Raw genomic sequence first — 25,427 nt, forward strand, 5'->3', positions numbered from 1 at the left:
GTGTAAACTCACAAAAAAAGAACAAAAATTGTATTATCAACTAATAATTCCTGATAAAAAACACACAAATGGTTGAATAGTTTGTTACAATTAACAAAAGAAATTGTAATTTTTACATTATTCCAAGATATTAGAATGCGAGGTGCAGTATGAAAGAGACGCTTAGTCATCGTCAATTGCAGTCATTAATTCACGTTTCCAATGTTTTAAACTCTTCTCTTGATATAGATACAATTATTGATTCCATCATGGTCCAAACGGTCTCGGTCATTGAAGCGGCCCACGGGGGTGTTTTATTCATTTATGACCCTAGCCAAGATCTGCTCATTCCAAAATCTGACAGCAACTTTACATCTGAAATTACCCGGGTAAGGTTAAAACCAGGTGAATCCATGACCGGCTTAGCTTTTTCTGCTCAACAATGCTTGATTTTCCACAACCGAACAGAAGTGGAGAAAGCAACAGCAACACTTTCGGAGACGAATCATGAGCTTATGAATCTATCGATTCCCACGCTCCCTTATTCATCCATTTGTGCTCCAATTTTGTCAAAAGGAGAATGTATGGGAGTAATAACGCTGGACTCATTTGATCCGTCACTTCACTTTATCCCTGAGGATATTAATCTTCTAACTGCGATTGCCCATCAGGCTGCGGTTGCACTGGAGAAAGCAAACCTTTACCGTAAGCAGGAAGAGACGGTGAGACAGCTGGAAGATTTAAATAATACGATTTCCAAACAAAATGAGATGTTATCCCGTTCCGTTGATATCCATAATCGATTAGCTGCACTTGTATTACATGGAGAAGGGCTGGATTCCATCATAACCTATTTGCACGATACAACCGGCCAGACAATTTTGTTATTTGATGATCTAGGCGAAATGATTTCCTCTGCTAATAAAATCCAACTCTCCGAAGATGAATTAGTTACCATTCGGGAATTGGCCCAGGAGTCGATCAAAACACCTGGAAAAGTCCGTTCATTACTTGAAAAAAACATGCATGAGGAAAATCAATGTATTACGATCCTTCCAATTGGGGCTAAGCCGACACTTTACGGATCACTTATTATTGTTTCCCCTGACAAAATGCGTGAAGTTGAGATTGCAGCATTAGAGCATGCTTGTACGGTCATCTCTCTCGAATTGGTAAAAGATCAAGCCATTTTTGAGGCACAGGAAACCATTAACGGGGAATTAATTGATGTTCTTTTTTCCGGAAAAATGGATGGCACCATTCTTCAAAAATTAAAACAGATGGACTTTGATCCCTTAGGGGATTATATGGCTTTGATGATCCGGCTTGATGAAATGGAAAACACTCATAAAAAGAACAGTATCATCCGCCATCTTGTCCAAATGGCTAACCGCGTATTTCTAAAACATCCGTTAAAGGGGATGGCGGTACGAAATCACGATCAAATCGTGGTATTGCTTACTTTTCAACAGAAAGCTTCCACCACTTACACACATCAGCGGGTGAAGGAGCTTGTATCAAAATTTCAACAGGAAATTCAAATAAAAAATTGGGGAACCACTGTTTCAATTGGCATCGGAAGAATCCATTCCAGTTTATTAAAGGTGACGAAATCGATGCAGGAAGCAGGTAAATGCTTACAATTCCTTCAAAGCTTTGGAGGGAAAAACCAGGTAATCAGTTATAAAGAACTTGGTGTTCAACGACTGCTGCTTCAAAATACCGAGGAGGAACTCATCGATTTTATATCGGAAGTTCTTGGACCCCTTTTTGAATACGATCAATCTCGAAAAGGAGAGCTCCTTCCTTCGCTTTTCGCTTATCTCGACCACAATCAAAATGCGAAAGAAGCAGCAGAATCCATCCATGTTCATACGAACACGCTGATGTATCGGTTAAAGCGAATTGAAGAAATTCTGTCCACAAGTTTATCAGACAGCCAACAATTTTTGAATATTCACCTTGCGGTAAGCCTATATCCATTTTTAAAAGAAAAGCTGACTCAAAAGGTGTAAACAAATATTATATATTACGGCGCCCCTAAGTTTTAAGGGGCGCCTTTATCATTCTCTAACTAATTTTTCTATCGGAATTTTGCACTGTTTTTTCAAGTTTGGACCAATCAATTGTATTTTCTAGCACAATCGCTAGCAAAATTCCTACAAGTAAGCCGCTCCCTACAAGAGGACGAACTAGCATCGGCAGTGAAGAAAACATTTCAGAAGGAATATTCATAATTGCAATACCCAGTAACACCGGTGCAGCGATACGATAGATCGTTCTCTGGTTAAAACGAATTCCATTCAGATTGGTGAGTGCACCGCTGAAAAGTTGCAAATAGGCGACAAATAAAACAGCATCACCGACACTGATTGGCAGAGTAGAAAACAGGTTGCTTAGTGAAGGCACCAAGCCAAGGACAATAAACATCGCTCCCCCAATAATGATGGGTGCCCGCTCAAATATGAGCGTAGACTGTAAAAATCCAAGTGAAGAAATATAGGGAGCATACGGGACCAGACCAAATAGACCTGAAACGATCGAATTTATCCCCGTTAACACAAATGAGCGGCGGTACTGATCATTTGTAGTTGAGGTCTTTAAGATGGGCTCGATCCCTTTTATCGAAGCCATAGTATTGGTTGTATTAACTAATCCAGTGATCACTGCCATAAGAATAAGACCCAAGCTAAAACTAGGTTTCCCCCAGGGAAAGATCTGAAAAAACTCCGTTGATGTACTCACATGAGCGGCAGGCGCCGGGATAAATACGGCGTGAATCCCCCATCCTGCAACAATACCAATTAGGATGGAAAAGTTCCGAATAACTCCAGGCCCCTTCAAATTGATCCAGACAACGAGAATGATTAACAGGATAGATAGCCCTGCAGTTGGTAGATCAATCTGATCGGATGTTCCCAATCCAAGCATTCCTTTTGTAAAAATAACAATCAATTGGCTCGCTAGTAAAAAGAGCACCGTACTCATAACCACTGGCGTGAACAAGCGCTTTAATACCCTTCCCATCCCTAAAAATCCGAGTATCATTACTAAAGCGCCTGAAAAAATAATCCCAAGCGAAAGACCACCACCCACTTCTGCCAAACTAAGACCGGCAGAAGAGGCCGAAGCGCAAATACTTAATATGGCTCCCCACCACAGGCCAGATTGCCCTTCCATTAGTGGATACTTATGACCGAAAACAGCTTGTAGGATACAAGACGCACCTGTAAAGACAAAAGATCGTTGGAGTGCACTTGCAACCTCTCCAGCTGATAAGTCAAAGGCAACCCCTATCGTTAACGGGATGACTACAGTATTCGCAAACATGAAAAATAACCATTGCAGACCAGCCAAGAACATGGTGGTCGTGTATCTTCGGTTCAACTGTCATCCCTCCTTACTTTAGTTTTCCATTTAAACAACTGTAATAATAATTCCTAAAATAGTAATCACACAGGCAGTTAGTTTAGCTGGTGTAATGCGTTCTTTAAAATAGTACCATGCCAAGAAAACAGCAAATAATGGTGAGGTGAATGCTAGTGAAACAACTAGTGTCCCATCTGCAAACTTTAATGCCGTGAACAGACAGACCCATTGGATGATGACGGTAATTCCACGTAAACTAAGATGTTTATGTAGGCTCGGAAACCATACCTTTGGACGGTAAATTAGATAGGTTATCAACGCAATACCGCAGGCACGATAAAAGTAAAGTGTCACAGGATTTATCCATCCATGAACAAGTAATTGCTGCGAAGGCACCATACTAACACCGAAAACAACCGCTGAAGCAATCCCCAATAAATTCCCTGCTTTTTTTAACTCAAAAAAGGGAGTTAGCGGGTTCCGTCCTTTCAGATTCAATAAATAGACACCCACCATGATAAACAAAACAGATACAAGTACAAATGGATGAAAACCATACAAGAAGGTATTTGGAATAAACGTAAACAATGGCGTTAAAGCCATGTAAACAGAAAGGACGGATACCTCGATTTTCTGCATCGCTTTAAAGAAAAGCAAATTTCCTAACATATCTAACAGGACAACCAAAACCAACAATGAAATTGAAATCACGTTAGCTTTAAATAAATAAAGCCAGGGCAATGTTAAGCCTAGAAACAACCCTACGTATGCAAAGGATGTAACAATGAAACTATTATTATCCTTCATTTCACCTACAATTCTCTTCGCATAAAGCGCATTCAGTGCATTAAAAAAAGAACTAATCAGTGACAAAAACAGCATGCGACATTTCCCTCCTCCCGCTAAATTTTAAAATAATTTCGATTTTCTAAATATTTAATAGATTACAACAAATTTTTTTCGATGGGAAGAAGGAATTTTGGATTAATACAAAAAACCGTCCATGATCTAGTCATGGACGGCCGAACTTATTAGACACCTTTATTAAAAATATCTGTCAATACAGGTACAATTTGCTTCTTACGAGAAACAACACCTTTTAATGTCGCTGTGTTATTCGAAAGTGTTACATTATATGCTTGCTCAACAGCAGCTGTTTTGCTTCCTAAAGCTAGACCAACTGAATCGTTAGTTAAAATATCTGTGACCACAAACAAGAATAAATCTAGGTTTTTTTCTTCGATCATCTGAGTGATGGCTGCTTCTAATTCTTCTTGACGCGCAAGAACATCTGCTGTGTCAACAACATTCACTTGAGCGATTTCTACTTTACTTGAACCCATTTCAAATCCTTTTGCATCAAGGCTTAGGAGTTCAGAAATAGATTTATCGCGAACGTCTGCCCCAGCTTTAAGCATATCAAGTCCATAAACATCTGCGTCCACTCCAGCAATTTCTGCTAACTCACGTGCTGCAGCCACATCTTCTGGCGTACAAGTTGGGGATTTAAATAATAAAGAGTCAGAAATAATCGCAGAAAGCATTAAACCTGCAATTTGTTTGCTAATTTCTTTATTGTTTTCTTTATACATTTTATTTAAGATGGTTGCTGTACAGCCCACAGGCTCGCAACGGTAATACAATGGATCGCTCGTTTCAAAATTCGCAATCCGGTGGTGGTCAATAACTTCTAGGACACGAACATCAGTGATATCATTGGCACTTTGCTGGCGCTCGTTGTGATCCACTAAAATTACGGAGTTCACTTCACTAGCAACGGCCTCAACCAAACGAGGAACTTCAGCGTTGAAATAGTTAAGCGCATATTCTGTTTCACCATTGATTTGTCCTAAACGAACAGGTTCAACATCCAGTCCTAATTGTTTTTTTAAGTCTGCATACGCAATCGCAGAACAAATGGTATCGGTGTCAGGATTTTTATGACCGAAAATAAGTACTTTTTCCATTTTACTTCTCCTAATCCTATTATTTTATGTAGGTCAAGCCCAATCGACCTGAGAATGGCCCTAACGAAAATTATATAATAATTTGTTTCAGGATTCAAAAAAAAATAGTTTATTTGATTCAATTAAAGTCTATAATCATTCTGCTAAACTAAATTCGATGATTAAAAAAACTTATAGGTAAATTTTAAAACCCGATCTAAATAGCGTAAGTTCTTTTCCAAACGATCATCTCGGAAAAACAGTGTAATTGTTTAACCATTTCAGCATTTTTAAATAAAAAAAACACCCTTTTGAAGAGTGTGTGAAAACATCGTTATCAACTTAACATTACATGAATGAATCTAATGAATACCCTTTGGCTTCGAAACTATGTCTTATACGGAGGATAGCACGGGAATGGATTTGAGAGATTCGTCCCTTAGTAAGATTTAATACTTCAGCAATTTCTACTTGAGACAGCCCTTCGTAATACAATAAGGATATTACTAATCTCTCATTATCAGGCATTTTATCAATGCAGGCAGCAATCATTTGCCTGAAATCCGCCATTTGCATCTGCCGATCATGGTTAACAAAATTTTCATCCCTAATCTGATCCAAACGGCTCTGCTGTTTACCGTCGTCTTCATTTGAATTCATCGGTTCATTAAGAGAGAGCAAAGTAGACACGGACATGGCTGCCATTGCTTTATCCACTTCATCCACCGGCATGTTCAAATATTGGCTAAGTTCTTCTTCGGTTGGAGATCTCATCAAATTTTGTTCCATTTCACGGAAGGCACTGTTCAATTTTTTTGCTTTATCTCTTAATCCGCGCGGCACCCAGTCCATTTGACGAATTCCATCAAGCATCGCTCCTTTTATTCTCCATAATCCAAATGTTTCGAATTGAAAGCCCTTTTTATAATCAAATTTTTTAATTGCTTCAAGTAAACCAATATACCCTAACCCCATTAAGTCCTCTTTTGGAATAATACGCTGAGGGATGCTTTGACTCATTCGATTAGCCATTTGTTCAACTAGATACATATATTGTCTAACGAGGCTTTCCTGTGACCTTAAGTCATGATTTTCACGATAAGTTCTCCACAATAAATCATGTGGTAAAGTTTCCTTTAAACCTGCTTTCAACGTTTATCCCCTCCTGGTCTTGGGCTTTCCATGTACGGATGGTATGTGTAAATTGTGCAGGACCTATGTCCTATCCCCTTTGTGTAAGCCGTGCAGGGGAATCTGTTGAAATGATTCTTCCATTACTTCTTCTATGTGCTTATTTGTTTCTTGTTCTATGTTACTTCCCTCAACCGTATGATGATCATCGACCGTGCTGGAGGTTTTCTTTATTTTCACTTCATTCAAAACAATTCGGACCACAAAGCCTAATAGAAAGAATACTAGAAAACCAATACATGCTCTAAATAATGACGTTTGCCACATATTATTCGAATAGGAAAATATGTAGGTAAGAAGGAACGCTGTTAAGCCCAAGATTGTGTTTAGCCTCCAATTTGCAGCCATCTGTTCTACTCCTCTTTTTACTTACGGAATGAGAATATTTTTTCGAAAAAACTACGGACCCCCTTGGTTTCATTGGTCGGCAATTCATTCGAATCCGGCAGAAAGGAATAAACAATTTGTCTAATGTTCTTTGTTGCTTCACAATTAGGATACGATATAAAAAATGGCATTTGTGAGCGAACTGACTGCCGAACATGTACGTCTTCCATCAAAAACCCCAAAGTAACCAATTTAAATTTTAAGAAACTATTAGATGCATTTTTGATCGCTCTAGATGTATCCACGGCTTCTCTATAGGATTGAGCACGATTTACTACCAAACGAACTTTGGGAATTTGTTTTGAAAACTGAAGAACAGTTTTCAGAACAGCATAAGAATCAGCAATCGCAGTTGGTTCCGGTGTGGTGACCAAAATGGTTTCATCCGATGCTAAAATAAAATCTATTATTTCTTTTGATATACCCGCCCCGGTGTCTAGTAAAATAAAATCTGCATAGGTTTGCAGTTCTTGTATCTGACTCCAAAAAAATGACAATGTGTTTGGATCTAATTCCATTAGGTCCTGAATGTCAAGTCCGCCCGATATATAATCGATACCTGCCGTCCCTTTTTCTAAAACATCCCATATCGATTTTTGCCGAAGCAGGACATCTGCAAGACTATTACGAGCCGTTATCCCCATAAGGATATTAATATTTGCCGTTGATAAATCTAAATCTAAGACGATAATTTTTTTACCGGCCGCATTTAAGCCTAAGGCAAAGTTAAGGGTGAAATTCGATTTGCCAACTCCGCCTTTTCCACTCGTAATCGTAATTACCTGGGCAGAGTGTTTAGCATGTTTTTCAGGTAGTTCAACCTTTTGTTCCTGCTGGACATTAAACCGATGCATATATTCTCTAAGACTTTGTGCTTGGTCCATTTTAACTATCCTTTCCTAATAGACATCTCGCAAGCCGCTTCGCATCGATTGTGGTAATATCTTCAGGAACACTTTGTCCGTTGGTGATATACGATAATTGATATGGATATTTATAGGCAATATTTAAAATTGAACCATAACTTGACGTTTCATCATATTTTGTTAGAATCAGTTTTTTAATAGGGCTCTCCAAAAACTCATCCAACAATCCTTCCATATCCTCATATTTTGTGGTCATACTTAACAGCAAATAATTATCACTCTCTAGAGGATGATGGAAGAATTGGTTAATAGATTCACGGTTTTGTACTTCTTTATAATTGCGTCCTGTTGTATCCATATAGATCAAATCGTAGTGTTCAAGGTTTTTAAGTGCTGTTTCTAGTTCATTTGCGGAACGGACCACTTCAACTGGAACATTAAGAATGGCTGCATAGGTTTTTAACTGTTCTACTGCTGCAATTCGATATACATCCGTCGTTATCATCGCCACTCTTCGTTTTTGTTTTAAAACTTGTTCGGTAGCTAATTTGGCAATGGATGTTGTTTTTCCAACACCTGTAGGTCCAATTATATTAATCATGCGTGTGCGTTCGTGAACCAAGTTAGTACGAGGAACTTTAAGCTCAATAATACCAGCAATAATGTTTAAAAACTCCGTTTCAAACACCTCTTCACCCAATATGAACGGAGAATCATACTTCTTTAAAATACGGTTAACTATTTCTCCGAGGATTTCCTCATCCACACCCTGCTTTTTTAACTGATTGACCCACTTTGTCATCCCTGGGGGCATAACATCTCCCTGTCGATCGTTCATCATGAACTTGATCATCATTTTTTTCATCTGCTGCATTTCCTCTAGCAAAGGATTTTCATTTTCCTTTGGCTTTGTTTCTGACGAATCTCTACTCTCATTTTTAATAGGTTTTGAGGCTGATGCGGAAACAGATTTTTCATTGTTAACTGGCGTTTTTGAGTAAAAATTATATAAATCTTGGGGTTTCTTATGGAACCCCGATTTATCGTCTTCTTTATCCTCGGTAGTGATTTTAGGTTCGTATTTTTTCATGACGGGTTTACTGGGCTTATTTTTCAATTCTAATGAAAATTTCGGTTCTACCATTGACGTATCCTTTTCAATGGAATAGGCTGTAACCTCAAATTTTTGTTTTGAAAAAAACCCTAATATTCCGCCCTTGTTTATCGTCCTGGTATTTACAATAATGGCATTTTCACCTAATTGCTGCCTGACCATTTTTAAAGCTAGGGGCATAGAATCTGCAACAATTTTCTTTGTTTTCATATATTCACCACTCCTATACTTTGGATCTCAATAGTAGGTTCCAACTCTGTATATGCTAGAACAGGTACGGTCGGCATGATTTTATCAACAAATTGTTTTAAATACATTCGAATATTGGGTGAAGTGAGAAAAATCGGAAGACCTCCTGCTTTAACCACTCGGTCAATTTGTTCCTGCAAAACTTCTGTAATCCTTCTAGATGTTTGTGGATCCATTGAAAGGTAATATCCTCCTGTCTCCGTTTGCTGGATGCAGTCTGAAATTCCTTTTTCTAATGTGGCTCCAGCAGTTAAAACATTGATAACTCCATCTTCTGAATATTGCTCTGTAATTTGTCGTGTCAAGGACTGGCGCACATATTCTGTTAAAACCCTAGGTTCTTTCGTATAAACCGCATAATCAGCTAATGTTTCAAAAATAGCGGCTAAATCGCGGATAGAAATTTGCTCGCGAAGTAAATTTTGTAATACTTTTTGAATATCTCCTGTAGAAAGTAAATTTGGAACCAATTCTTCCACCAGATTCGGATGGGTTTCTTTTAAGTTTTCGATTAATTCCTTCGTTTCTTCTCTTCTGAGCAATTGATATGCATGCTGTTTCAATACCTCTGTTAAATGAGTCGCAATCACCGATGGAGGATCAACAATCATATATCCCATAAGTTCGGCCATTTGTTTTGCCTCCATGCTGACCCAAATCGCCGGCAATCCAAAAGCAGGTTCAATGACATGAATTCCCTCTATACCCTCTCTGTCTGCTCCTTGATTCATCGCTAGAAAGTGATCCAAGTATACTTCTCCGCTTGCAATCTTATTGCCGCGGAATTTTAACACGTACTGATTTGGTGTTAATTGTAAATTGTCGCGAATCCGAATGGTAGGAATGACAAGTCCTAATTCAATCGCAAATTGCCTACGGATCATGACGATTCGATCGAGAATGTCCCCGCCTTGTTTTTGATCGGCTAATGGAATTAATCCATATCCAATTTCTAATTCCAATGTGTCCAGTTGCAGGAGATTTATTACCTTTTCAGGATTCGAGATGTCATCTTCCACTACATCATTTTCATTTTGTTCATTTAGAAGTTCTTCCTTTTTCGCCGTTTTCTGCATGATATAGGCACCATACGCTAATATCCCAGCAACTGGCAAGGTTAAGAAAAGACCAATCGGTGTTAATAATCCAAACATAAAAATAGTTACTGCAACAATGTAAAGCAGCTTCGGGTAATTAAAAATTTGCTGCATGATATCATTTCCCAAACTGCCGTCTGTTGCAGCACGGGTAACCGTTATCCCAGTAGCAGTCGATATAAGTAAGGCTGGTACCTGGCTTACCAATCCATCCCCCACTGATAAAAGGGTAAAGGTACTTGCAGCTTCAGCAAAGCCCATGCCGTGGATGGCAATACCAATAATAAATCCTCCAATTACGTTAATTAAAAGAATAATAATACCAGCGATGGCATCTCCTTTAACAAACTTACTTGCCCCGTCCATGGCTCCGTAAAAATCCGACTCCATTTCGATTTTTCGACGGCGGGCTCTTGCGTCTTGTTCACTAATTAGGCCAGCGTTCATATCGGCATCAATACTCATTTGCTTACCAGGCATTGCGTCTAATGTGAAACGAGCTGCAACTTCGGCAACCCTTTCCGAACCCTTCGTAATGACGATAAATTGAATCACAACAAGAATGAGGAACACGATAAAGCCTATGACCGGGCTCCCGCTAATGACAAAGGACCCAAATGTTTCGATCACATGACCGCCATCAGCCTTTGATAAAATAGAACGTGTTGTGGACACATTAAGGGCTAAACGGAATAGCGTGGTTATTAGTAACGCTGTTGGAAAAATAGAAAAATCCAAAGGTTCTTTCGTATTCATAGCCACTAACAAAATCATCAATGACGCACAAATATTGAAGATTAAGAGAAAATCCAATAGTAATGTAGGCAGCGGAATGATCATCATAGCGACAATCAAAATGACTACGATAAATACCGAAAACTCTTTTAATTTCATGCCATCATCCCCTTATACCGACCTTCCTGATAGTACACATATGCTAAAATCTCCCCCACGGAATTGAACAATTCTTCTGGTATTGGCTGTCCGATTTCAACTGCCGCATAAAGGGCACGAGCCAAAGGTCTGTTTTCAACCGTCATAATTTTATTTTCTTTTGCGATTTCTTTCATTTTTAAGGCAATGTGATCTTTTCCTTTGGCAATCACTTCAGGTGCAGCCATCGTTTCGAAATCATATCTAATAGCTACAGCGAAGTGCGTAGGATTGGTGATTACGACATCAGCCTTGGGAAGATCCTGCATCATTCGATTCATAGCTAACTGTTGCTGTCTGGCTCTCCTCTTCCCTTTTATTAACGGGTCGCCTTCCATCTTCTTATGTTCATCTTTGATATCCTGTTTCGACATTCGGATCTTCTTTTCATGAGAAAACCATTGATAAAAGTAATCGGCTGCTGCTAGTGCCACCAAGCAGACCGCGATAGTTACCCCAATTTTTACGGTGAGTGATCCTACAAATCTAGCAGCATCATATGGGTTTTTTTCACCAATTGAAAATAATTCATTTTTCTGTTTCCATATGATCAAAAAAACGATGACGGATGTAATGACAATTTTCAAAATGGATTTGATTAACTCCACCACTGACCTGATGGAGAAAATCTGTTTTGCCCCTTGAAGCGGGTTTAATTTTCCTAAGTTCATTTTTAACGACTCCGCATTAAACATAAAGCCAACCTGCATATAGTTTGCTGCAACTCCCGCAACTAGAACTACCCCGAAGATAGGTAAGACCAATTTCGTTACATCCCACAATAACTGGTTGAATAACAACTGGGTACTGGAGATTGATAGATTCAAAAGCAAATATTCTTGAAAACTATGCCGATAGATATTCATGCATCCTTCAATAAAACTCTTTCCACTGATCATAAAAAATGAGAAACTGAACAATAATGTGAGGGCAGAAGAAACCTCTGGACTCTTCGCAATTTGCCCTTTTTTTCTCACTTCCCGACGCTTATTTGGCGTGGCTTTTTCCGTCTTTTCATCAGAAAACAATTGCAAATCTAAACGAAGAAGCATCCTTCTACACCCCCATTATTTTCAAAATTGAATACATAGAACCAAACATGTTTTCAAAAAGGATTTTTAATAGATAAAAGAAACTAGGTAATATAAAAATATAAATGAAAAAATGAATCATAATTTTCATAGGCGGGAAAACGGCAAACAAGTTCATCTGCGGGACAGTCCTTGCAATAATTCCCAAGGCTACATCCACAAGAAACAACGTTCCAATAATTGGTGCTGCCATCATAAAGCCAATTAAAAACATCTGCTGGACACAGTCTAGCAGAAAGGATGATAGTCGGCCGTCGGTAAAGGCCGGAACAGCAGCTTGAAGGGGAATCCAATCAAAACTAGTCAATATCCCTTGAATGAGGAGATGATGTCCATTCGTTGCTAGTAAAACTAATAGTGCCAGCGTATTTTGCATCCGTCCTGAGAGTTGAGAGCTTGAACCAAACGTAGGGTCAAACAGACTTGCCATGGAAAAACCGATCAAAACATCCATTAATGAACCTGCCATTTGGACCGCATAAAGCAAAATATTACCCACCATCCCCAGTACAATACCAACCAAAAACTCTTTGAGAATTAATACAATAATGATTGACTCGTCTAATGATGGAATCGGTTCTTTAACCAACCCCACACAAAGGATACTAAGGACAGCACTAAAACCAATTTTATATTGGCTTGGTATTTGACGTCCTGAAAATAATGGGGCTGTTACCATGAACGTTGTGATGCGCACAAAAATAAGTAAAAGGGTCCACAAAGTCGCAGCATCCATATTCATCACTTATCCCACAAACTGAGAAAGATTTCCCAATAGATTTTGTGTGAAATCTACCACATGCCGCAGCATCCACGGACCAAAAAATAAGATGGAGAGGAAAACGGCGACGATTTTTGGGACGAAAGCAAGTGTTTGTTCCTGAATTTGAGTCGTCGCTTGAAAAATGCTTACCAATAAGCCGACAATTAAGGCAATCCCAGCTATTGGAGCGGTAACAATCAGTATTGTGTAAATAGATTCTTGGGCAATTCGTAATATTAGTTCCGTCGACATGGTCTAACTCCCTTCTTAGAAACTTACAAGCAATGATTTAACGATTAGATGCCAGCCATCTACTAAAATAAATAATAGAATCTTAAACGGAAGCGAAATCATCACCGGCGGGAGCATCATCATCCCCATTGACATCAGGACACTTGAAACAATCATATCGATGACAAGAAAAGGAATAAATATCATAAACCCCATTTGAAAAGCAGTTTTTAATTCACTTATCGCATAGGCAGGTACTAATGCAGTGAGAGGTATATCTTTCACTTGTTTCGGTTTTTTCATCTTGGCATAATCCATAAAGAGGGCTAAATCTTTTTCACGTGTTTGTTTAGCCATAAATTCTTTCAACGGTTCACTTGCCGATTTGTAAGCATCTTGCTGAGTCATTTTCCCAGCAAGAAAAGGCTGGAGTGCGTTTTGATTGATTTCAGAAAATGTCGGGCCCATGATAAAAAATGTCATGAATAAAGATAATCCGATTAATACTTGGTTTGGAGGTATCTGCTGTGTCCCTAAAGCATTTCGTACAAATCCAAACACAACGATGATTCGCGTAAAACAGGTCATCATCACGAGAATTGCTGGTGCAATGGACAATACTGTTATTAATAAAATTATGCGCATTGTATTTGAAACTTTATCAGGGTCGCTGGATGATCCAAAATCGATTCCTGGCAGGATCGTATCAGCTGGACCAGCGGCATGGACTACTGAAATCAAACCAAGTGAAAGAATAGGAACAAGTATAGCTACCTTTCTTAACATATTCCTACTCCTCCCCATTTTCTCGGTGCATTTTTTGCAAATGTTTTCGAAAAACAGTATCCCAGATTTTTTTCGTATCCTTTGGAAACCATTTTGGTGTCTGTCCATCTGTAGCTTGATTTTCATAACTTTCTAGAAGATGCTGATACTCTTCACCTTGGGTAATCGTACGAATTAACGTTACGTCGTCCCCAACACCAACAATATAGATGGTTTGACCAATGAGTAAGACTTGCATGGAACGGTTATTTCCGAGCATATGACTGCCGATAGGTAGGACTGGACCATTTGTTTGTATTACAGTTCCTTTTTTTGATAAGTACCGTAATAAGACAAACAATAATACAATTACCAAAATAAACGAGAAAATAAACTTCAAGAATAAGGGGAATAATGAAGTTGATTGACTATCCTCGGCTTTTATCGCTTTTGTCGACGATTTTGTTTCGCCCTTTTGGATAGAATCATATACGGAAGGCTCGCCGCCGGATGTCGAGCCTGCGGCAAGGGTTGTGGATTGAAAAGATAATAGATAAAAAAACATAACAAAAAAAAGAATCGTGCGTTTCATGATTTTCTCCTTCCTTGGAGTTATTTCTAGTTGTTTAAATCGGCAGTGATTTGAGTAGCTAATTTAGCGTCTACTTTGGTAATTTCCGTTAAGATTTGAGACCGCGTAGATATACTGATATTTTTCATAAGGTCCATGGCTACAATCGAATTGCTTTTCATCATTGAACGGATAATGGTGGCTGATTGAGCTGGCGGCATCCCTGTAATCGTCTCTGATAACGTATCCGCTGGATTCTCTTGTTTTAAAGCAAGTTCTTTTACTTGTTCAGCGATTGTTTTCTGTTCTGTTTCATAAAGTGATGGTATTACTTTCATCATCATCGTTATGTGAGCAGCTTTTTTTGGATCCTTCATACCCCCAAGAATACTGCTTTGATGCTCCGGATCCAGCATCATTAGTGTTAACGATGCATCCTCCAAAGACATGGCTTCAAAAATTTTTGCTGCTTTAGACGGCGACATATTTTCGTAAATTCCTGCAACCTGTTTCAAATCTTCTTGAGATTTTTGGGTTTCTTTTTCTTTTAATTGAGTTTCTAAATCGACATTTTTCTGCTTCGTTTCCTCTAACTTATTTTGATTAGAACTAAGTTCTTTTTTTAAGTTTGATATTTTTTGATTCGTCTCTTTGATAGTGGAGTTGCTCGTTATATATTTATTCTTCCAGTAATCTGTATCATCCTGATTTTCTGCCTGTACCGGTGCTGGGTCAGCAACTAATTGATTAATAAATGGAATTTGATTTCCCCATTCTTGAAATGTCTGCCCTACAGAAAAGCCCATAAATTTCAGTAAAATCGCCACCAAGATGACAGTAAATACTAACGGAATGATAACAATGTAAATGATATTTGCTAATTTTGAGCGATGCTTTTCTTCCATTTGTGTCTCTCCTCATACCCTCCGGGAATAGCGAAGGATGGCCATTTCATCCAACATGGCTTGCTCTTGTCGATCCATTTGCTTTTGAAAAGCTTCCTTGGATTTTGCTTTCCATTGATTCCACATTTTTGCTTCCTGTGTTTTTTCAATGAGCAATTTGTGTTTTTGTTCTACTTCTTGATGTATTAACTGGGATTGATTCTCCAGCTTTTTCATTTGTTCGTTGACCTGGTCGATTTCTTTTTGAAATTCTTGAATCTCCCAAACTGTTTTTCGATGGACTTGGTTGTATTGGTTAAAAACCTCATTCTTTATCCATTCTAGACCTTCTAATTGTTCCTCAAGCTGGGTTTGTTGAAGTTTAACTGTGCCATATTCTTGATGAGCTATCTCTTTTTCTTTTTCTTTGAAATCAAGGACTTTTTGAAAGGAAAAGTTAAATTTCATCGTGCGATCGCTCCAAATTGTGATGTTAAAAAGGATTCCACATCCTCTAATTTCGAAGGTTCATAGATACCTTGCCGTAAAAAAAGGTCCATTTGTGGCTTTAGGCGCATTGCTAAATCAATATCTCGATTAGACCCCTTTTTGTATGCCCCAATATTAATTAAATCTTCTGCAGATTGAAAGGAAGCTAATAAATTTTTAAAATTTCGTGCTGCAGCTACGTGTTCATCCGAGGCAATTTCCGTCATGACACGACTTACACTGTTCAACACATCGATAGCTGGAAAAATCCCCTTTGCCCCGATGGCACGATTGAGAACGATGTGTCCATCTAATATCCCTCTAACTGCGTCTGCAATCGGTTCGTTCATGTCATCACCATCGACCAAAACAGTATAAATCGCTGAAATCGATCCTTTGGGTCCTGTACCAGCTCGTTCTAATAACTGTGGAAGCATAGCGAATACTGAAGGGGTATACCCTTTAGTTGTTGGCGGTTCTCCAATTGCTAAGCCAATCTCCCTTTGTGCCATAGCAAATCGGGTCACAGAATCCATTACAAGCATTACGTCCATTCCTTGATCACGAAAATATTCCGCTATTGACGTGGCCGTTAAGGCACCCTTGATTCGAATGAGGGCTGGTTGATCAGATGTTGCGACAATGACAACTGATTTTTTTAACCCTTCCTCACCAAGGTTTTGCTCGATAAAATCGAGGACCTCCCGCCCCCTCTCTCCGATTAACGCAATGACATTTACATCAGCCGTTGTATTTCTAGAAATCATCCCAAGCAAGGTACTTTTGCCAACACCACTTCCAGCAAATATCCCCATCCGCTGGCCTTTACCCATGGTTAATAATCCATCAATTGTCCTTACTCCCACTCCTAGTGGTGAATGAATCCTAGGTCTGCTTAATGGGTTCGGTGGAACCGCATGAGTAGGAACTTCTTCTAATCCGACCGGCATCGGTTTGCCATCGATTGGCTGACCTAAACCATCAAGAACCCGTCCAAGCAAATGGCGGCCTGCTTTTACCATCATCGGTTTACCACTTGCGACTACATCACAGCCAGGTCCTATAGATCGCACCTCCCCAAGAGGCATTAGCAGAACTTTATTTTCTCTAATACCAACTACTTCCGCTTGAATGGGAACTTGAGAATTGGTTGGGTAAATGGAACACAATTCACCAATTCTAACATCAGGCCCCTGAGATTCAATCGTAAGCCCAATAATTTGTGTGATTTTTCCATTTACACGAACCGGATCAACGCTGCGAATAAGCTTGGCATATTTTTCAGCTGATAATTCCACTTTCCGGCTCCCTTCTCGCTTCCAGAATGACCTTTTTTATTTCCTCGATTTGTGTATCAATTCGCGCATCCACACTTCCATATGCAGTGCGTATGATACATCCTTTTGAAGTTACAGAATGGTCAGGTATAATTTTGACTTCTGTTTCACCATTAACGACGGCAACAAGATGAGCCCGTTGTGCTTGAATAAAATCAAAATCATCGGGATGAACACAAACGGTAATAAATTCTTTTTCTTTAAAGCGAAGGATATTCTGTTTAATTAACTCAACAAATTGATCAGGATTAGTGGTTAATTCCTGTTTGATTATATGGGTTGCAATAACCGTACTAAGCTCGAGCAAGAATGGTTCAGCTTCAGAAATAATCGCTTCTTTATGTACAAAAGCTTGTTCTAGCATGTTTTGAACCTGATCTATTTTTCCTAAATATTCTCTTTGAACTTCCAGCTCAGCTTCATGCTTTCCTGTGGTATAACCTTCTTGAAAACCTTTTTGTTCGGCCTCTTGAGAAAGATTTTCTAACTTCTGGTGATTTTCTGCCCACCATTGGTTCATACTTTCTTCTGCATCTTTTATTAGTGAGTTTGCCTTTTGTTCGGCCGCTTCAATGATTGATTGTGCTTGCTCTGTTGCTTCTTGGATAATTTGCTCGGCATTATAACCAAAAGCAACCTCAGCCTCTAGTTGCTGCTGCCGATTCGCATCTTCTTCACTTCTGCTGAAAAATATCCTTGGCTGGGTAATGACTTTTTTTTCTTCCATCAAAGAGAGATGGGAGGACTTAAACACCTTAGAATAAGACGTCATCCGACCCACCTCGCGCAATGACTAACTCGCCCGAATCTTCTAAACGGCGAATGATGGAAACAATTCTTCCTTGTGATTCCTCAACATCCTTGACTCTAACCGGTCCAAGATATTGCATTTCTTCTTCGAAGGTTTCGACCATCCGTGAAGACATATTTTCGAAAATAACCTTTTTTACCTCTGGACTTGAAGCTTTCAATGCCAACAGCAAATCCTGGTTGTCCACTTCTTGGATAACACGTTGAATGGCTCGTTTATCCAAGGTAATAATATCTTCAAAGACAAACATCCGTTTCTTGATCTCTTCAACTAGTTCTCCGTCTTTCAGTTCAAGCTGCTCTAGGATGCTCTTTTCAGTCGCACGGTCAACTCCATTAAGAATACCGACAATCGCGTCAATTCCACCTACCACACTAAAGTCATGGCGAATCGTTGATGCTAGCTTTTGCTCTAAGATATTTTCTACTTCTTTAATCACTTCTGGGGAAGTTTGCTCTAACATGGCAATTCTTCTAGCAACATCCGATTGTAATTCATCATCGAGTGATGCAAGAATCATTGACGATTGCTGTGGCTCTAAATGTGCAAGCACTAGTGCAATGGTCTGCGGATGCTCATTTTGTAAAAAATGATAGATTTGCATAGCATCTACTCGGCGTGCAAAATCAAATGGCTTCACTTGAAGCTGAGTCGTTAATCGGTAAATAATCTCTTGAGCCCGCTCTTTACCTAGGGCAGATTCTAACACATCCTGTGCATAGCTAATACCACCCATTTGAAGAAAGTCTTGAGCAATACACATTTCATGAAATTCCTTCAAAACTTCTTCTTTTTCTTTCGGATCGACCTTTTGAATATTTGCAATCGCAAGTGTAATCTGATCAATCTCTTCATCAGGCAAATACTTGAATACTTTTGCAGAAGCTTCCTTTCCCATTGCAATAAGCAATATTGCTGTTTTTTGTTTTCCATTCAACTTTAATGCAGAAGCCATGGGACTTATACCTCCTCTTCATGTATCCATGTTCTAATTACTTTTGAGAAATCTTCCGGTCGTTGTTCTAGTAATTTCTTTAATTGACTTTCAACACTCATATCCTGTTCTGCAAAATAGTCAGCTTCTTTATCTGGGGCAGCAAATTCTAATTCTTCTTCAAGTTCTTCTTCATTTTGTCTTCTACGTCTCATTAGCCACCAGATCAGACCGCCCACTAAAAGGATCCCCGCGATAGCGGCTAAACCAATAAGCAGCCAATTTTTTGATGTTGCGCTTTGTGCAGCTGTATTTTTTGCAAACTTATGCGGGAAAACGGTAATTCGTTCATCAATCTGTTGTTGAGTTAGATTTGGATGACCAAGCGCCGTTCGAACAGTGTTGGCGACAATATTTCGGATATTATCTTGTGTTGCTCTTGATAACGTATTGGAATTACCTGAATCAGGTTCGACACCAACATTGATGGTAATATCCTCAATTTGATATGGACTCTTGATGATTTCGTTATTAATATGGTTAACCTCATAGTTAACCCTATTTTCCGATTCTTCATAATTGTTTTCACCGCCAGAATCCGTCCCCACGTATCCAGGAACATCTGTTTCACCGGTTCCTACTACTCCACCAGTAATTGATCCTGACCCCGTGTAGGATTTTGATGTTTTTTCAGAACTAACAACAATACCGTTGTTATTATTATCTGTTGGCTTAACTAATTTTTCTTCTGTTTTGACTTTATCAAAATTCATCTTGACAAATGTATGTACAAACACTTTGTCCGTTCCAAGAATGTTCCCTAACAGACCTTGCAAATCCTGTTGAATATCCTGCTCAACATTTTGTTGAACTTTACGCTGTTCATCATATTTATTCAGCGGCTCGTCCTCGTTGTCAGCATCATTTAGAGCTAGTGTCTCACTGTATTGGTTCATAATGGTGATGTTTTCTAACGGCAGATTCGGTACACTTCGAGCCACTAGAGTGTAAAGGGCTTTTATTTGCTGGGAACTAAGTTTAGCGCCTGGTTCCACTTCTACCATCACAGACGCGCTAGCTTTTTCTTCGTCACCCTCTCGAATGAACACGGAATTTTCAGGTAAAGTAACAATTACTTCAGCGTTTGCGATCCCATCTACATGCTTGATTACTTCCGCCACTTGATTTTGCATCGCTTCACGTTCTAGAATATCGTATTGCCGATCGGTTGCACCAAAGGACAGATTTTGACCAAAAATATCATAGTTAATTTTGTTGTCCTTCGGATATCCCTTGGAAGCAAGACTTACTAGTAAATCAGGTGCATCCTTCTGCGGAACCTGTAAACTGGTTCCAGTTTCAGATAGCTTATAATCTGTATAACCCTGCTTATCCAATTCCGCCTTAATGTCCCCTACTTCACGCTGAGATAATTGTCCCGTATATAAAGGTACATATTGAGGACGTGACGCAAAAAAGATAAAGGTAGAAAGGGCAACTAAAAGAACTAAAAAAGTCCCAATGATGAGTCCTTTTTGTTTTGAGCTTTTTGACTTCCAGTAATTGCTGAAAAGCTCTCCTGTTTGTTTAAGTTGATCTGTCCATGATCGTTTCATCTCTCACCCTGCCTAGCTTTCTATCATTCTTTTAAAATTGCATCCGCATCATTTCTTGATAGGCTTCCAAGGCCTTATCTCTAACCGTAACCGTAAGTTCTAAGGCTACCTTTGACTTTTGTGATGCAATCGTAACATCATGAATATTGTTAACTTCTCCCGCTGCCGCTTTTACAGTAAGATCAGAAGCCTGCTTCACTGTTGTGTCCACATTTTCCAAATAACCTTGGAGTACATTTGCAAATGAAGTTTTTGCTGCAGAGGATTCTACTTTTTGAAAAGGATTTTGATTAATTTTGATTAAACCACTATTAATGCCTGAAATGCCGCTCATTTATATTCCTCCTAACGACCCACTTCAAGTGCTTTTAACATCATCGACTTGCCCGTATTGAAGGCCGTGACATTTGCTTCATATGCTCTTGAGGCAGCAAGTAAATCGATCATTTCCTTTGATACATCCACATTGGGCATCATGACATATCCCTCGGTATTGGCATCAGGATTAGTTGGATCGTACACCGGTTTGAATGGTGACTTATCATCAACAATTCCAGATACTCTTACTCCTTGAAACTGAGTTTTTGATTCTGTTTGTTTTTGTAATTCACCTTGTAAGATTTGATTAAAGGATTTTTCCCTCGGCTCCATCATGACCAACTTCCGCCTGTATGGTTCCCATTTACCATTAACATACGTTCCCCTTGTTGTTTCAGCATTGGCTATATTGGAAGAAACGACATCCATTCGAAGCCGCTGAGCTGTTAAGGCTGAAGCACTAATATTCAATGAATCAAACATTCTCCTTAACTCCTTCCTTTAATGGCAATCGACAATTGTTGGAATTCACTGTTAATTTGTTCTGTAAGCGTATAATACCAGAGTGAATTTTTTCCCATACGTGTCATCTCTTCATCAATATCTACGTTATTCTTATTATTTTGAATCACGGAATTTGTATTCTCGACAATATTGGCTGTTGGAATATCCGCTGAATTCCCAATCACCAAATGTTTAGAGTCTGAACGAATACCAACAAATTTCGATTGATTTGTAAGGTGTTTTTTCAGTATATCTTCGAACACTACTTGTTTTGCTTTATAACCTGGTGTTTCTGCGTTTGAAATATTATTTGAAATAACCTGTTGGCGTAAACTAGAAGCATTAAGTGCCTGATGCAGGAGGCTAATATTATTCAATGGTCCTCCTCCTTTCCACCTGAAAAACTTTGAACAATTTCGATAGCAATCAAAATATTTAACATCCATTCAACAATATACTAAAAAAATGTTCCTAAATCTATAACTTTTTTTACACTTTAAGATGTCCAAAAAATTGGCTTACACCATTTACCCAATGATTGTTTAAGCCATTAGGGTCATTTCCTGCTCCGATTGGGGCATATTTCTCAGCAATTTTAGCAATACTTGTGAAGCCAATCCCCAAATAATTTTTACTTATATTTCGAGCCATATCCATAATACTTTCTTCAATGGAGGAATAGGACTTCAACCCGTTTTTACCCATCATACCAGCGACATTATTCTTTATATAGGCTGCTTTTGATGATCCATTTCCTGTTTCGTGTTGGGCAATTGCTGTTAATAATGCGGGATTGACATTATATTTTTGACCTGCTCTTACAAATGCTTCGCCCATTCCTTTTAGCTTCCCATCAAGGATCTGATTAATTTTTTCAGAACTGATCGATTGATAGCGTAACTGTTCGTTCGTATTGTTAGTCATATTCGGCAATCCCACATTTGAAATACTATTCGAATAATTTAAATTATTCGATTGCATATGATCTACAAACGATTGAAGAGCTGGAGTATTCGATGATGGCAACTCTTTTTGCATTATTTCATTTAAGACAGTAGTAAAGAGCTTGCTAAAATCGGTATTAGTGTCCGCCATTTGTGTTTTTATTTGCTCATTACGGGATAATGTATTAATAAACATAGATTTTGTAAACCAATCATCACCAATTATCAATGGAATCCTCCTTACATTGAATAGAATGTTATCTTGAATGCTTTAACCTAATCACAAGGATTTTGACAGAAAAGATGCGTGACTACGATTTGGTTCCGTGGTCACGCACAGTAAAGCAGTATTATTTTCCCTTTTCGTTTCCATGTTCCAACTGCATTTTAAATGGCCCCTTCTAACATCCTACTTACGTCACCTAAACACTCTTCTGAAAGCATAGAAACGCATGTTAGTTGACCATTTTCAATTTGCCCTTCTACTAAAACAATGGAATTAGTATTAAGTTCTTCCTTCATCGCTAAAATTTGCTTTCCCATATATACAATATTTTTCACAATATAATAGGAGCAATTGATCGGATATCCAATTGTCACTCTAACTGGTTTCATAAAGAAGGGTTTCTTCTTTCTATATTCCAAAAAGTCTAAAATCTTGTGATTCACTCGTTTTTCATTTTCCACTTGTTGCTGGAACATTTTTTCGCCCTCTCCTTTAACCAGTTGTTAAAGAGTATAAAAATAACCCCGCCTTTACCGAAGGGGGGTTATCCGAAAAAAATGCTTTGCAGGTATAGAAGTCCTATACCTTTGTAGACATTTAATACCTAGGAAAAACACCCTATCTTTAGGCAGCTGGCTGGCATAGTCAATTTCTCCTTAGCCCCTATAGCTTTGCGCCACTGATTTTCATCAGTTTTGCCTTGATCGAGATTTAATGTTTTAGTGTCCGAACTAATCTCTATATCAAATAATAGAATGTTTTACCAATATCGAATATCAGACTATTTTATCATTTCTTGTCGAACAACGTAGGTATATAGCACTATTTCCAATTGTTTTCCTTTGGACTAGCGAAATTTTTGTCGTATTTTGACATTTTTACTATCGATATCCTAATTTTCTGTTCCAGTTGGTAGTGATCATTTACCATTTGGAGTCTAAAAATACTCCGTTTGTTTGTTTGATAGAAGGATTATATTGTTTCGAAACCTGTTTTTGCTTTTTCATTTGATTAATTAGAAATTTCGTTTCCGATACACTTTTTTCTACTCGCGTTGCCATAAGCTGATCAATGGCTTGTATATCTTTCAAACATTGTTTTGCACTTGAAGAATATTCAAAATTCATATCCTTTTTCTTCAGTTCATCCACTCTAGTCATTAACATATGGCGCTCAGTTAACAATTTCTCAAATTCCACAAAATTTTCTTCGTCTAAACATCGTTTCATGTTTTCTGTAATTTCATGTATAGCCTCAATTAATTTGTCCATTTTCATCACAAACCTTAGCTTTTAGTTTTACTTAGTTTCATAGCAGCTGACCAAGTTTCTGTTAATTCTAAAGCAAACTCTTCGACTTCAACTAGTTTGTCCACGTTTTTACTCAGATTTGCTTCAATCAAACGTGATTTCATATAGTCATACATGGATAATAACGAATCCGACATGTCATATCCAGGTTTTAAGGTAACTATTAACTCACTTAGAATATCTTGCGCCCGTAAATTATTGCTATTACTTTCTTCCAGGTTATTATTTTGCAAAGCATTTTTAGATAATCTTATAAATTTAACCAATCCTTGATATAGCATATAGGTTAAATCCTCAGGTTTAGATGTTGTAACTGCTTGTTTTTGATAAGTTTGATAAGGATTATTTAAAACCATGATGAATTGCTCCTTTTTAAATACATTTCCTAATTACTATTGGTTATCGGATAAGACGTAAAAAAGTTAAGCCCATAAGAAAAAAATTTTCGTGCTTATTTATAACCTTTAACACAACCAATAAAAAAGATAATCCAACGGGAAAATGGATTATCTTTTTTATTCAATCATTTAGCTGCAACCTGGAGGACGATCCCAAATCCATCAATTAAATAATTAAGTCTTTGATTGTAGGATTTAAGATTTTGAATTTTTGCTGCATCCCCTAACTTATTAAATGCAGTAATCTCTTTAGCTAACTTTGAAACCTCTATTTGTAATTCATCATTGCGTTTTTTCTCCTGCAATAATTGTTGTTCCTGTTTCGCCAATTTATCTCGTAGCGCTTCTTTCTCAAGATTAATGGTTGATTTCATTTTCTCAACCTGTTCCGTTGCTTCTTGATTCTGAAGAGCCATATTCGTTAATTGGTATAAACCCCTTAGCATTTCATTTAAGTTAATACTAGGAATCTGTTGTACATTAGTAATTAACCCTGACAAAATGTCCAGTAAATCACTTTCTTGTGAAGGGTTCATTTGATTAGTTTGAGCAGGAATGCTCGTGTCTTTGATTGCTTCAACTGATGTCACAGGAACATCGCGATGAGAAATAGTTGTAAACTGATAAGCATTTTGATTGGATGCTTGTTTCTTTTCATTGGCTTTTATGATGGAATAATATTTATAGTTCACAGACTGGTAACCGCGATTTAACAGTTGGGCCGTCTCTTCCATAATCTCTGTTATATTCAGAGCACCTTCTTCTTGGCGGACCTTAATATATTCAAACATAAATTCTATTTCATTTTTCATCCATTTTCGGTTGATCTTTTTCGTATCTTCAAGATTTTGACTACTATTTTCTATATTGTTCATGCTTAAAATCATCAAATTGTTAAAATAAAAAACCAATGATCCCGAACTCAAATTGTTTTTATTCTCCAACTCATGGATGAAAGCCTCTTCTGATTGTCCAAATTCTTGTTTGGCTAATGCTTCTTTCAGCTCAAATAGTGCATTTTTGAAACTCATAAGAATACCTCCTACATGGTTATTGAAATGAACGTCTTGGTTTTAAGCAAAATATTAACCTTACTTCCTAAAA

General features: G+C 38.2%; 28 protein-coding genes and 1 riboswitch. Of the genes, 1 reads left to right on the forward strand and 27 read right to left on the reverse strand.

Features of this window, described 5'->3' with window-relative positions; translation table 11 throughout:
• The first annotated feature begins 149 nt into the window (after positions 1 to 149).
• Positions 150 to 1,994: a helix-turn-helix domain-containing protein gene (locus tag V7137_RS22310; RefSeq protein ID WP_335700107.1), complete on the forward strand. Its 1,845-nt coding sequence runs from the start codon at positions 150 to 152 to the stop codon at positions 1,992 to 1,994.
• 55 nt (positions 1,995 to 2,049) lie between these two features.
• On the opposite strand, the gene V7137_RS22315 is transcribed toward V7137_RS22310, so the two are convergent.
• From V7137_RS22315 to V7137_RS22445, 27 genes are all read right to left on the reverse strand, one after another.
• The gene (locus tag V7137_RS22315) at positions 2,050 to 3,366 is read right to left on the reverse strand and encodes a uracil/xanthine transporter (RefSeq protein WP_335700108.1); all 1,317 of its coding nucleotides are present in this window, start codon (positions 3,364 to 3,366) and stop codon (positions 2,050 to 2,052) included.
• A 30-nt stretch (positions 3,367 to 3,396) separates the two neighbouring features.
• The gene (locus tag V7137_RS22320) at positions 3,397 to 4,230 is read right to left on the reverse strand and encodes a DMT family transporter (RefSeq protein WP_335700109.1); all 834 of its coding nucleotides are present in this window, start codon (positions 4,228 to 4,230) and stop codon (positions 3,397 to 3,399) included.
• Positions 4,231 to 4,379: 149 nt separating this feature from the next.
• A complete protein-coding gene (locus V7137_RS22325) occupies positions 4,380 to 5,315 on the reverse strand; it encodes a manganese-dependent inorganic pyrophosphatase (RefSeq protein WP_335700110.1) in 936 nt (311 codons plus the stop codon).
• Between the two features lie 327 nt (positions 5,316 to 5,642).
• Entirely contained in the window at positions 5,643 to 6,446 is an 804-nt protein-coding gene (locus V7137_RS22330; RefSeq protein ID WP_335700111.1) for a sigma-70 family RNA polymerase sigma factor, read from the reverse strand.
• A gap of 63 nt (positions 6,447 to 6,509) precedes the next feature.
• Complete coding sequence (locus tag V7137_RS22335) at positions 6,510 to 6,833, reverse strand: hypothetical protein (RefSeq protein WP_335700112.1); 324 nt, start codon at positions 6,831 to 6,833, stop codon at positions 6,510 to 6,512.
• Between the two features lie 17 nt (positions 6,834 to 6,850).
• Positions 6,851 to 7,756, reverse strand: coding sequence for a MinD/ParA family protein (locus tag V7137_RS22340; protein ID WP_335700113.1), 906 nt, complete (start codon positions 7,754 to 7,756; stop codon positions 6,851 to 6,853).
• Position 7,757: 1 nt separating this feature from the next.
• Positions 7,758 to 9,062 carry a flagellar biosynthesis protein FlhF gene (flhF, locus tag V7137_RS22345; RefSeq protein ID WP_335700114.1) on the reverse strand — a complete coding sequence of 435 codons (1,305 nt, stop codon included), beginning with the start codon at positions 9,060 to 9,062 and terminating at the stop codon, positions 7,758 to 7,760.
• Positions 9,059 to 11,092 carry a flagellar biosynthesis protein FlhA gene (gene flhA / locus V7137_RS22350; protein WP_335700115.1) on the reverse strand — a complete coding sequence of 678 codons (2,034 nt, stop codon included), beginning with the start codon at positions 11,090 to 11,092 and terminating at the stop codon, positions 9,059 to 9,061. The genes flhF and flhA overlap by 4 nt, the downstream gene beginning before the upstream one ends.
• The gene (flhB, locus tag V7137_RS22355) at positions 11,089 to 12,183 is read right to left on the reverse strand and encodes a flagellar biosynthesis protein FlhB (protein ID WP_335700116.1); all 1,095 of its coding nucleotides are present in this window, start codon (positions 12,181 to 12,183) and stop codon (positions 11,089 to 11,091) included. Before flhB ends, flhA begins: the two co-directional genes overlap by 4 nt.
• Positions 12,184 to 12,187: 4 nt before the next feature.
• Positions 12,188 to 12,964 carry a flagellar biosynthetic protein FliR gene (gene fliR / locus V7137_RS22360; RefSeq protein WP_335700117.1) on the reverse strand — a complete coding sequence of 259 codons (777 nt, stop codon included), beginning with the start codon at positions 12,962 to 12,964 and terminating at the stop codon, positions 12,188 to 12,190.
• A gap of 3 nt (positions 12,965 to 12,967) precedes the next feature.
• Positions 12,968 to 13,237: a flagellar biosynthesis protein FliQ gene (gene fliQ, locus V7137_RS22365; RefSeq protein ID WP_335700118.1), complete on the reverse strand. Its 270-nt coding sequence runs from the start codon at positions 13,235 to 13,237 to the stop codon at positions 12,968 to 12,970.
• Positions 13,238 to 13,252: 15 nt separating this feature from the next.
• Complete coding sequence (fliP, locus tag V7137_RS22370; RefSeq protein WP_420490163.1) at positions 13,253 to 13,861, reverse strand: flagellar type III secretion system pore protein FliP; 609 nt, start codon at positions 13,859 to 13,861, stop codon at positions 13,253 to 13,255.
• A 145-nt stretch (positions 13,862 to 14,006) separates the two neighbouring features.
• Positions 14,007 to 14,573, reverse strand: a complete 567-nt coding sequence (locus V7137_RS22375; RefSeq protein WP_335700119.1) for a flagellar biosynthetic protein FliO — start codon at positions 14,571 to 14,573, stop codon at positions 14,007 to 14,009.
• A 26-nt stretch (positions 14,574 to 14,599) separates the two neighbouring features.
• Positions 14,600 to 15,457 (reverse strand): MotE family protein, encoded by an 858-nt coding sequence (locus tag V7137_RS22380; RefSeq protein ID WP_335700120.1) that lies wholly within the window; start codon positions 15,455 to 15,457, stop codon positions 14,600 to 14,602.
• A 12-nt stretch (positions 15,458 to 15,469) separates the two neighbouring features.
• Entirely contained in the window at positions 15,470 to 15,904 is a 435-nt protein-coding gene (gene fliJ / locus V7137_RS22385; RefSeq protein WP_335700121.1) for a flagellar export protein FliJ, read from the reverse strand.
• The gene (gene fliI, locus V7137_RS22390) at positions 15,901 to 17,223 is read right to left on the reverse strand and encodes a flagellar protein export ATPase FliI (RefSeq protein WP_335700122.1); all 1,323 of its coding nucleotides are present in this window, start codon (positions 17,221 to 17,223) and stop codon (positions 15,901 to 15,903) included. The genes fliJ and fliI overlap by 4 nt, the downstream gene beginning before the upstream one ends.
• On the reverse strand, positions 17,207 to 18,034 hold the full coding sequence (locus tag V7137_RS22395) for a FliH/SctL family protein (protein ID WP_335700123.1): 828 nt from the start codon (positions 18,032 to 18,034) through the stop codon (positions 17,207 to 17,209). Before V7137_RS22395 ends, fliI begins: the two co-directional genes overlap by 17 nt.
• The gene (gene fliG / locus V7137_RS22400) at positions 18,018 to 19,028 is read right to left on the reverse strand and encodes a flagellar motor switch protein FliG (protein WP_335700124.1); all 1,011 of its coding nucleotides are present in this window, start codon (positions 19,026 to 19,028) and stop codon (positions 18,018 to 18,020) included. Before fliG ends, V7137_RS22395 begins: the two co-directional genes overlap by 17 nt.
• A gap of 5 nt (positions 19,029 to 19,033) precedes the next feature.
• Positions 19,034 to 20,623, reverse strand: coding sequence for a flagellar basal-body MS-ring/collar protein FliF (gene fliF, locus V7137_RS22405; protein WP_335700125.1), 1,590 nt, complete (start codon positions 20,621 to 20,623; stop codon positions 19,034 to 19,036).
• A gap of 31 nt (positions 20,624 to 20,654) precedes the next feature.
• Positions 20,655 to 20,957, reverse strand: coding sequence for a flagellar hook-basal body complex protein FliE (gene fliE, locus V7137_RS22410; protein WP_335700126.1), 303 nt, complete (start codon positions 20,955 to 20,957; stop codon positions 20,655 to 20,657).
• A gap of 11 nt (positions 20,958 to 20,968) precedes the next feature.
• On the reverse strand, positions 20,969 to 21,424 hold the full coding sequence (gene flgC / locus V7137_RS22415; RefSeq protein ID WP_335700127.1) for a flagellar basal body rod protein FlgC: 456 nt from the start codon (positions 21,422 to 21,424) through the stop codon (positions 20,969 to 20,971).
• A gap of 5 nt (positions 21,425 to 21,429) precedes the next feature.
• On the reverse strand, positions 21,430 to 21,822 hold the full coding sequence (gene flgB / locus V7137_RS22420) for a flagellar basal body rod protein FlgB (protein WP_335700128.1): 393 nt from the start codon (positions 21,820 to 21,822) through the stop codon (positions 21,430 to 21,432).
• A 112-nt stretch (positions 21,823 to 21,934) separates the two neighbouring features.
• On the reverse strand, positions 21,935 to 22,618 hold the full coding sequence (locus V7137_RS22425) for a glucosaminidase domain-containing protein (RefSeq protein WP_335700129.1): 684 nt from the start codon (positions 22,616 to 22,618) through the stop codon (positions 21,935 to 21,937).
• 158 nt (positions 22,619 to 22,776) lie between these two features.
• The gene (locus tag V7137_RS22430; RefSeq protein ID WP_335700130.1) at positions 22,777 to 23,091 is read right to left on the reverse strand and encodes a hypothetical protein; all 315 of its coding nucleotides are present in this window, start codon (positions 23,089 to 23,091) and stop codon (positions 22,777 to 22,779) included.
• A gap of 148 nt (positions 23,092 to 23,239) precedes the next feature.
• A riboswitch (cyclic di-GMP riboswitch) is annotated at positions 23,240 to 23,325 on the reverse strand.
• Positions 23,326 to 23,538: 213 nt separating this feature from the next.
• Positions 23,539 to 23,886, reverse strand: coding sequence for a hypothetical protein (locus V7137_RS22435; RefSeq protein ID WP_335700131.1), 348 nt, complete (start codon positions 23,884 to 23,886; stop codon positions 23,539 to 23,541).
• 14 nt (positions 23,887 to 23,900) lie between these two features.
• Positions 23,901 to 24,281: a flagellar export chaperone FliS gene (gene fliS, locus V7137_RS22440; protein WP_335700132.1), complete on the reverse strand. Its 381-nt coding sequence runs from the start codon at positions 24,279 to 24,281 to the stop codon at positions 23,901 to 23,903.
• Between the two features lie 167 nt (positions 24,282 to 24,448).
• The gene (locus V7137_RS22445; protein ID WP_335700133.1) at positions 24,449 to 25,354 is read right to left on the reverse strand and encodes a hypothetical protein; all 906 of its coding nucleotides are present in this window, start codon (positions 25,352 to 25,354) and stop codon (positions 24,449 to 24,451) included.
• Positions 25,355 to 25,427: the final 73 nt, after the last annotated feature.

Origin of the sequence: Neobacillus drentensis, from assembly GCF_036962765.1 — a bacterium.
Lineage (GTDB): Bacteria > Bacillota > Bacilli > Bacillales > Cytobacillaceae > Neobacillus > Neobacillus drentensis_C.

What these genes read in the sequence shown, in the direction of transcription:
- fliP (WP_420490163.1), bottom strand. Translation starts at nt 13,861, where the DNA reads ATGCGCATAATTTTATTAATAACAGTATTGTCCATTGCACCAGCAATT.
- V7137_RS22445 (WP_335700133.1), bottom strand. Translation starts at nt 25,354, where the DNA reads ATGAGTTTCAAAAATGCACTATTTGAGCTGAAAGAAGCATTAGCCAAA.
- V7137_RS22325 (WP_335700110.1), bottom strand. Translation starts at nt 5,315, where the DNA reads ATGGAAAAAGTACTTATTTTCGGTCATAAAAATCCTGACACCGATACC.
- V7137_RS22310 (WP_335700107.1), top strand. Translation starts at nt 150, where the DNA reads ATGAAAGAGACGCTTAGTCATCGTCAATTGCAGTCATTAATTCACGTT.
- flgC (WP_335700127.1), bottom strand. Translation starts at nt 21,424, where the DNA reads ATGTTTGATTCATTGAATATTAGTGCTTCAGCCTTAACAGCTCAGCGG.
- V7137_RS22335 (WP_335700112.1), bottom strand. Translation starts at nt 6,833, where the DNA reads ATGGCTGCAAATTGGAGGCTAAACACAATCTTGGGCTTAACAGCGTTC.
- V7137_RS22435 (WP_335700131.1), bottom strand. Translation starts at nt 23,886, where the DNA reads ATGGACAAATTAATTGAGGCTATACATGAAATTACAGAAAACATGAAA.
- V7137_RS22320 (WP_335700109.1), bottom strand. Translation starts at nt 4,230, where the DNA reads ATGCTGTTTTTGTCACTGATTAGTTCTTTTTTTAATGCACTGAATGCG.
- fliE (WP_335700126.1), bottom strand. Translation starts at nt 20,957, where the DNA reads ATGAGCGGCATTTCAGGCATTAATAGTGGTTTAATCAAAATTAATCAA.
- flhF (WP_335700114.1), bottom strand. Translation starts at nt 9,062, where the DNA reads ATGAAAACAAAGAAAATTGTTGCAGATTCTATGCCCCTAGCTTTAAAA.
- V7137_RS22380 (WP_335700120.1), bottom strand. Translation starts at nt 15,457, where the DNA reads ATGGAAGAAAAGCATCGCTCAAAATTAGCAAATATCATTTACATTGTT.
- fliR (WP_335700117.1), bottom strand. Translation starts at nt 12,964, where the DNA reads ATGAATATGGATGCTGCGACTTTGTGGACCCTTTTACTTATTTTTGTG.
- V7137_RS22375 (WP_335700119.1), bottom strand. Translation starts at nt 14,573, where the DNA reads ATGAAACGCACGATTCTTTTTTTTGTTATGTTTTTTTATCTATTATCT.
- fliJ (WP_335700121.1), bottom strand. Translation starts at nt 15,904, where the DNA reads ATGAAATTTAACTTTTCCTTTCAAAAAGTCCTTGATTTCAAAGAAAAA.
- flhB (WP_335700116.1), bottom strand. Translation starts at nt 12,183, where the DNA reads ATGCTTCTTCGTTTAGATTTGCAATTGTTTTCTGATGAAAAGACGGAA.
- V7137_RS22395 (WP_335700123.1), bottom strand. Translation starts at nt 18,034, where the DNA reads ATGACGTCTTATTCTAAGGTGTTTAAGTCCTCCCATCTCTCTTTGATG.
- fliF (WP_335700125.1), bottom strand. Translation starts at nt 20,623, where the DNA reads ATGAAACGATCATGGACAGATCAACTTAAACAAACAGGAGAGCTTTTC.
- V7137_RS22340 (WP_335700113.1), bottom strand. Translation starts at nt 7,756, where the DNA reads ATGGACCAAGCACAAAGTCTTAGAGAATATATGCATCGGTTTAATGTC.
- fliG (WP_335700124.1), bottom strand. Translation starts at nt 19,028, where the DNA reads ATGGCTTCTGCATTAAAGTTGAATGGAAAACAAAAAACAGCAATATTG.
- flhA (WP_335700115.1), bottom strand. Translation starts at nt 11,092, where the DNA reads ATGAAATTAAAAGAGTTTTCGGTATTTATCGTAGTCATTTTGATTGTC.
- fliS (WP_335700132.1), bottom strand. Translation starts at nt 24,281, where the DNA reads ATGGTTTTAAATAATCCTTATCAAACTTATCAAAAACAAGCAGTTACA.
- V7137_RS22430 (WP_335700130.1), bottom strand. Translation starts at nt 23,091, where the DNA reads ATGTTCCAGCAACAAGTGGAAAATGAAAAACGAGTGAATCACAAGATT.
- fliQ (WP_335700118.1), bottom strand. Translation starts at nt 13,237, where the DNA reads ATGTCGACGGAACTAATATTACGAATTGCCCAAGAATCTATTTACACA.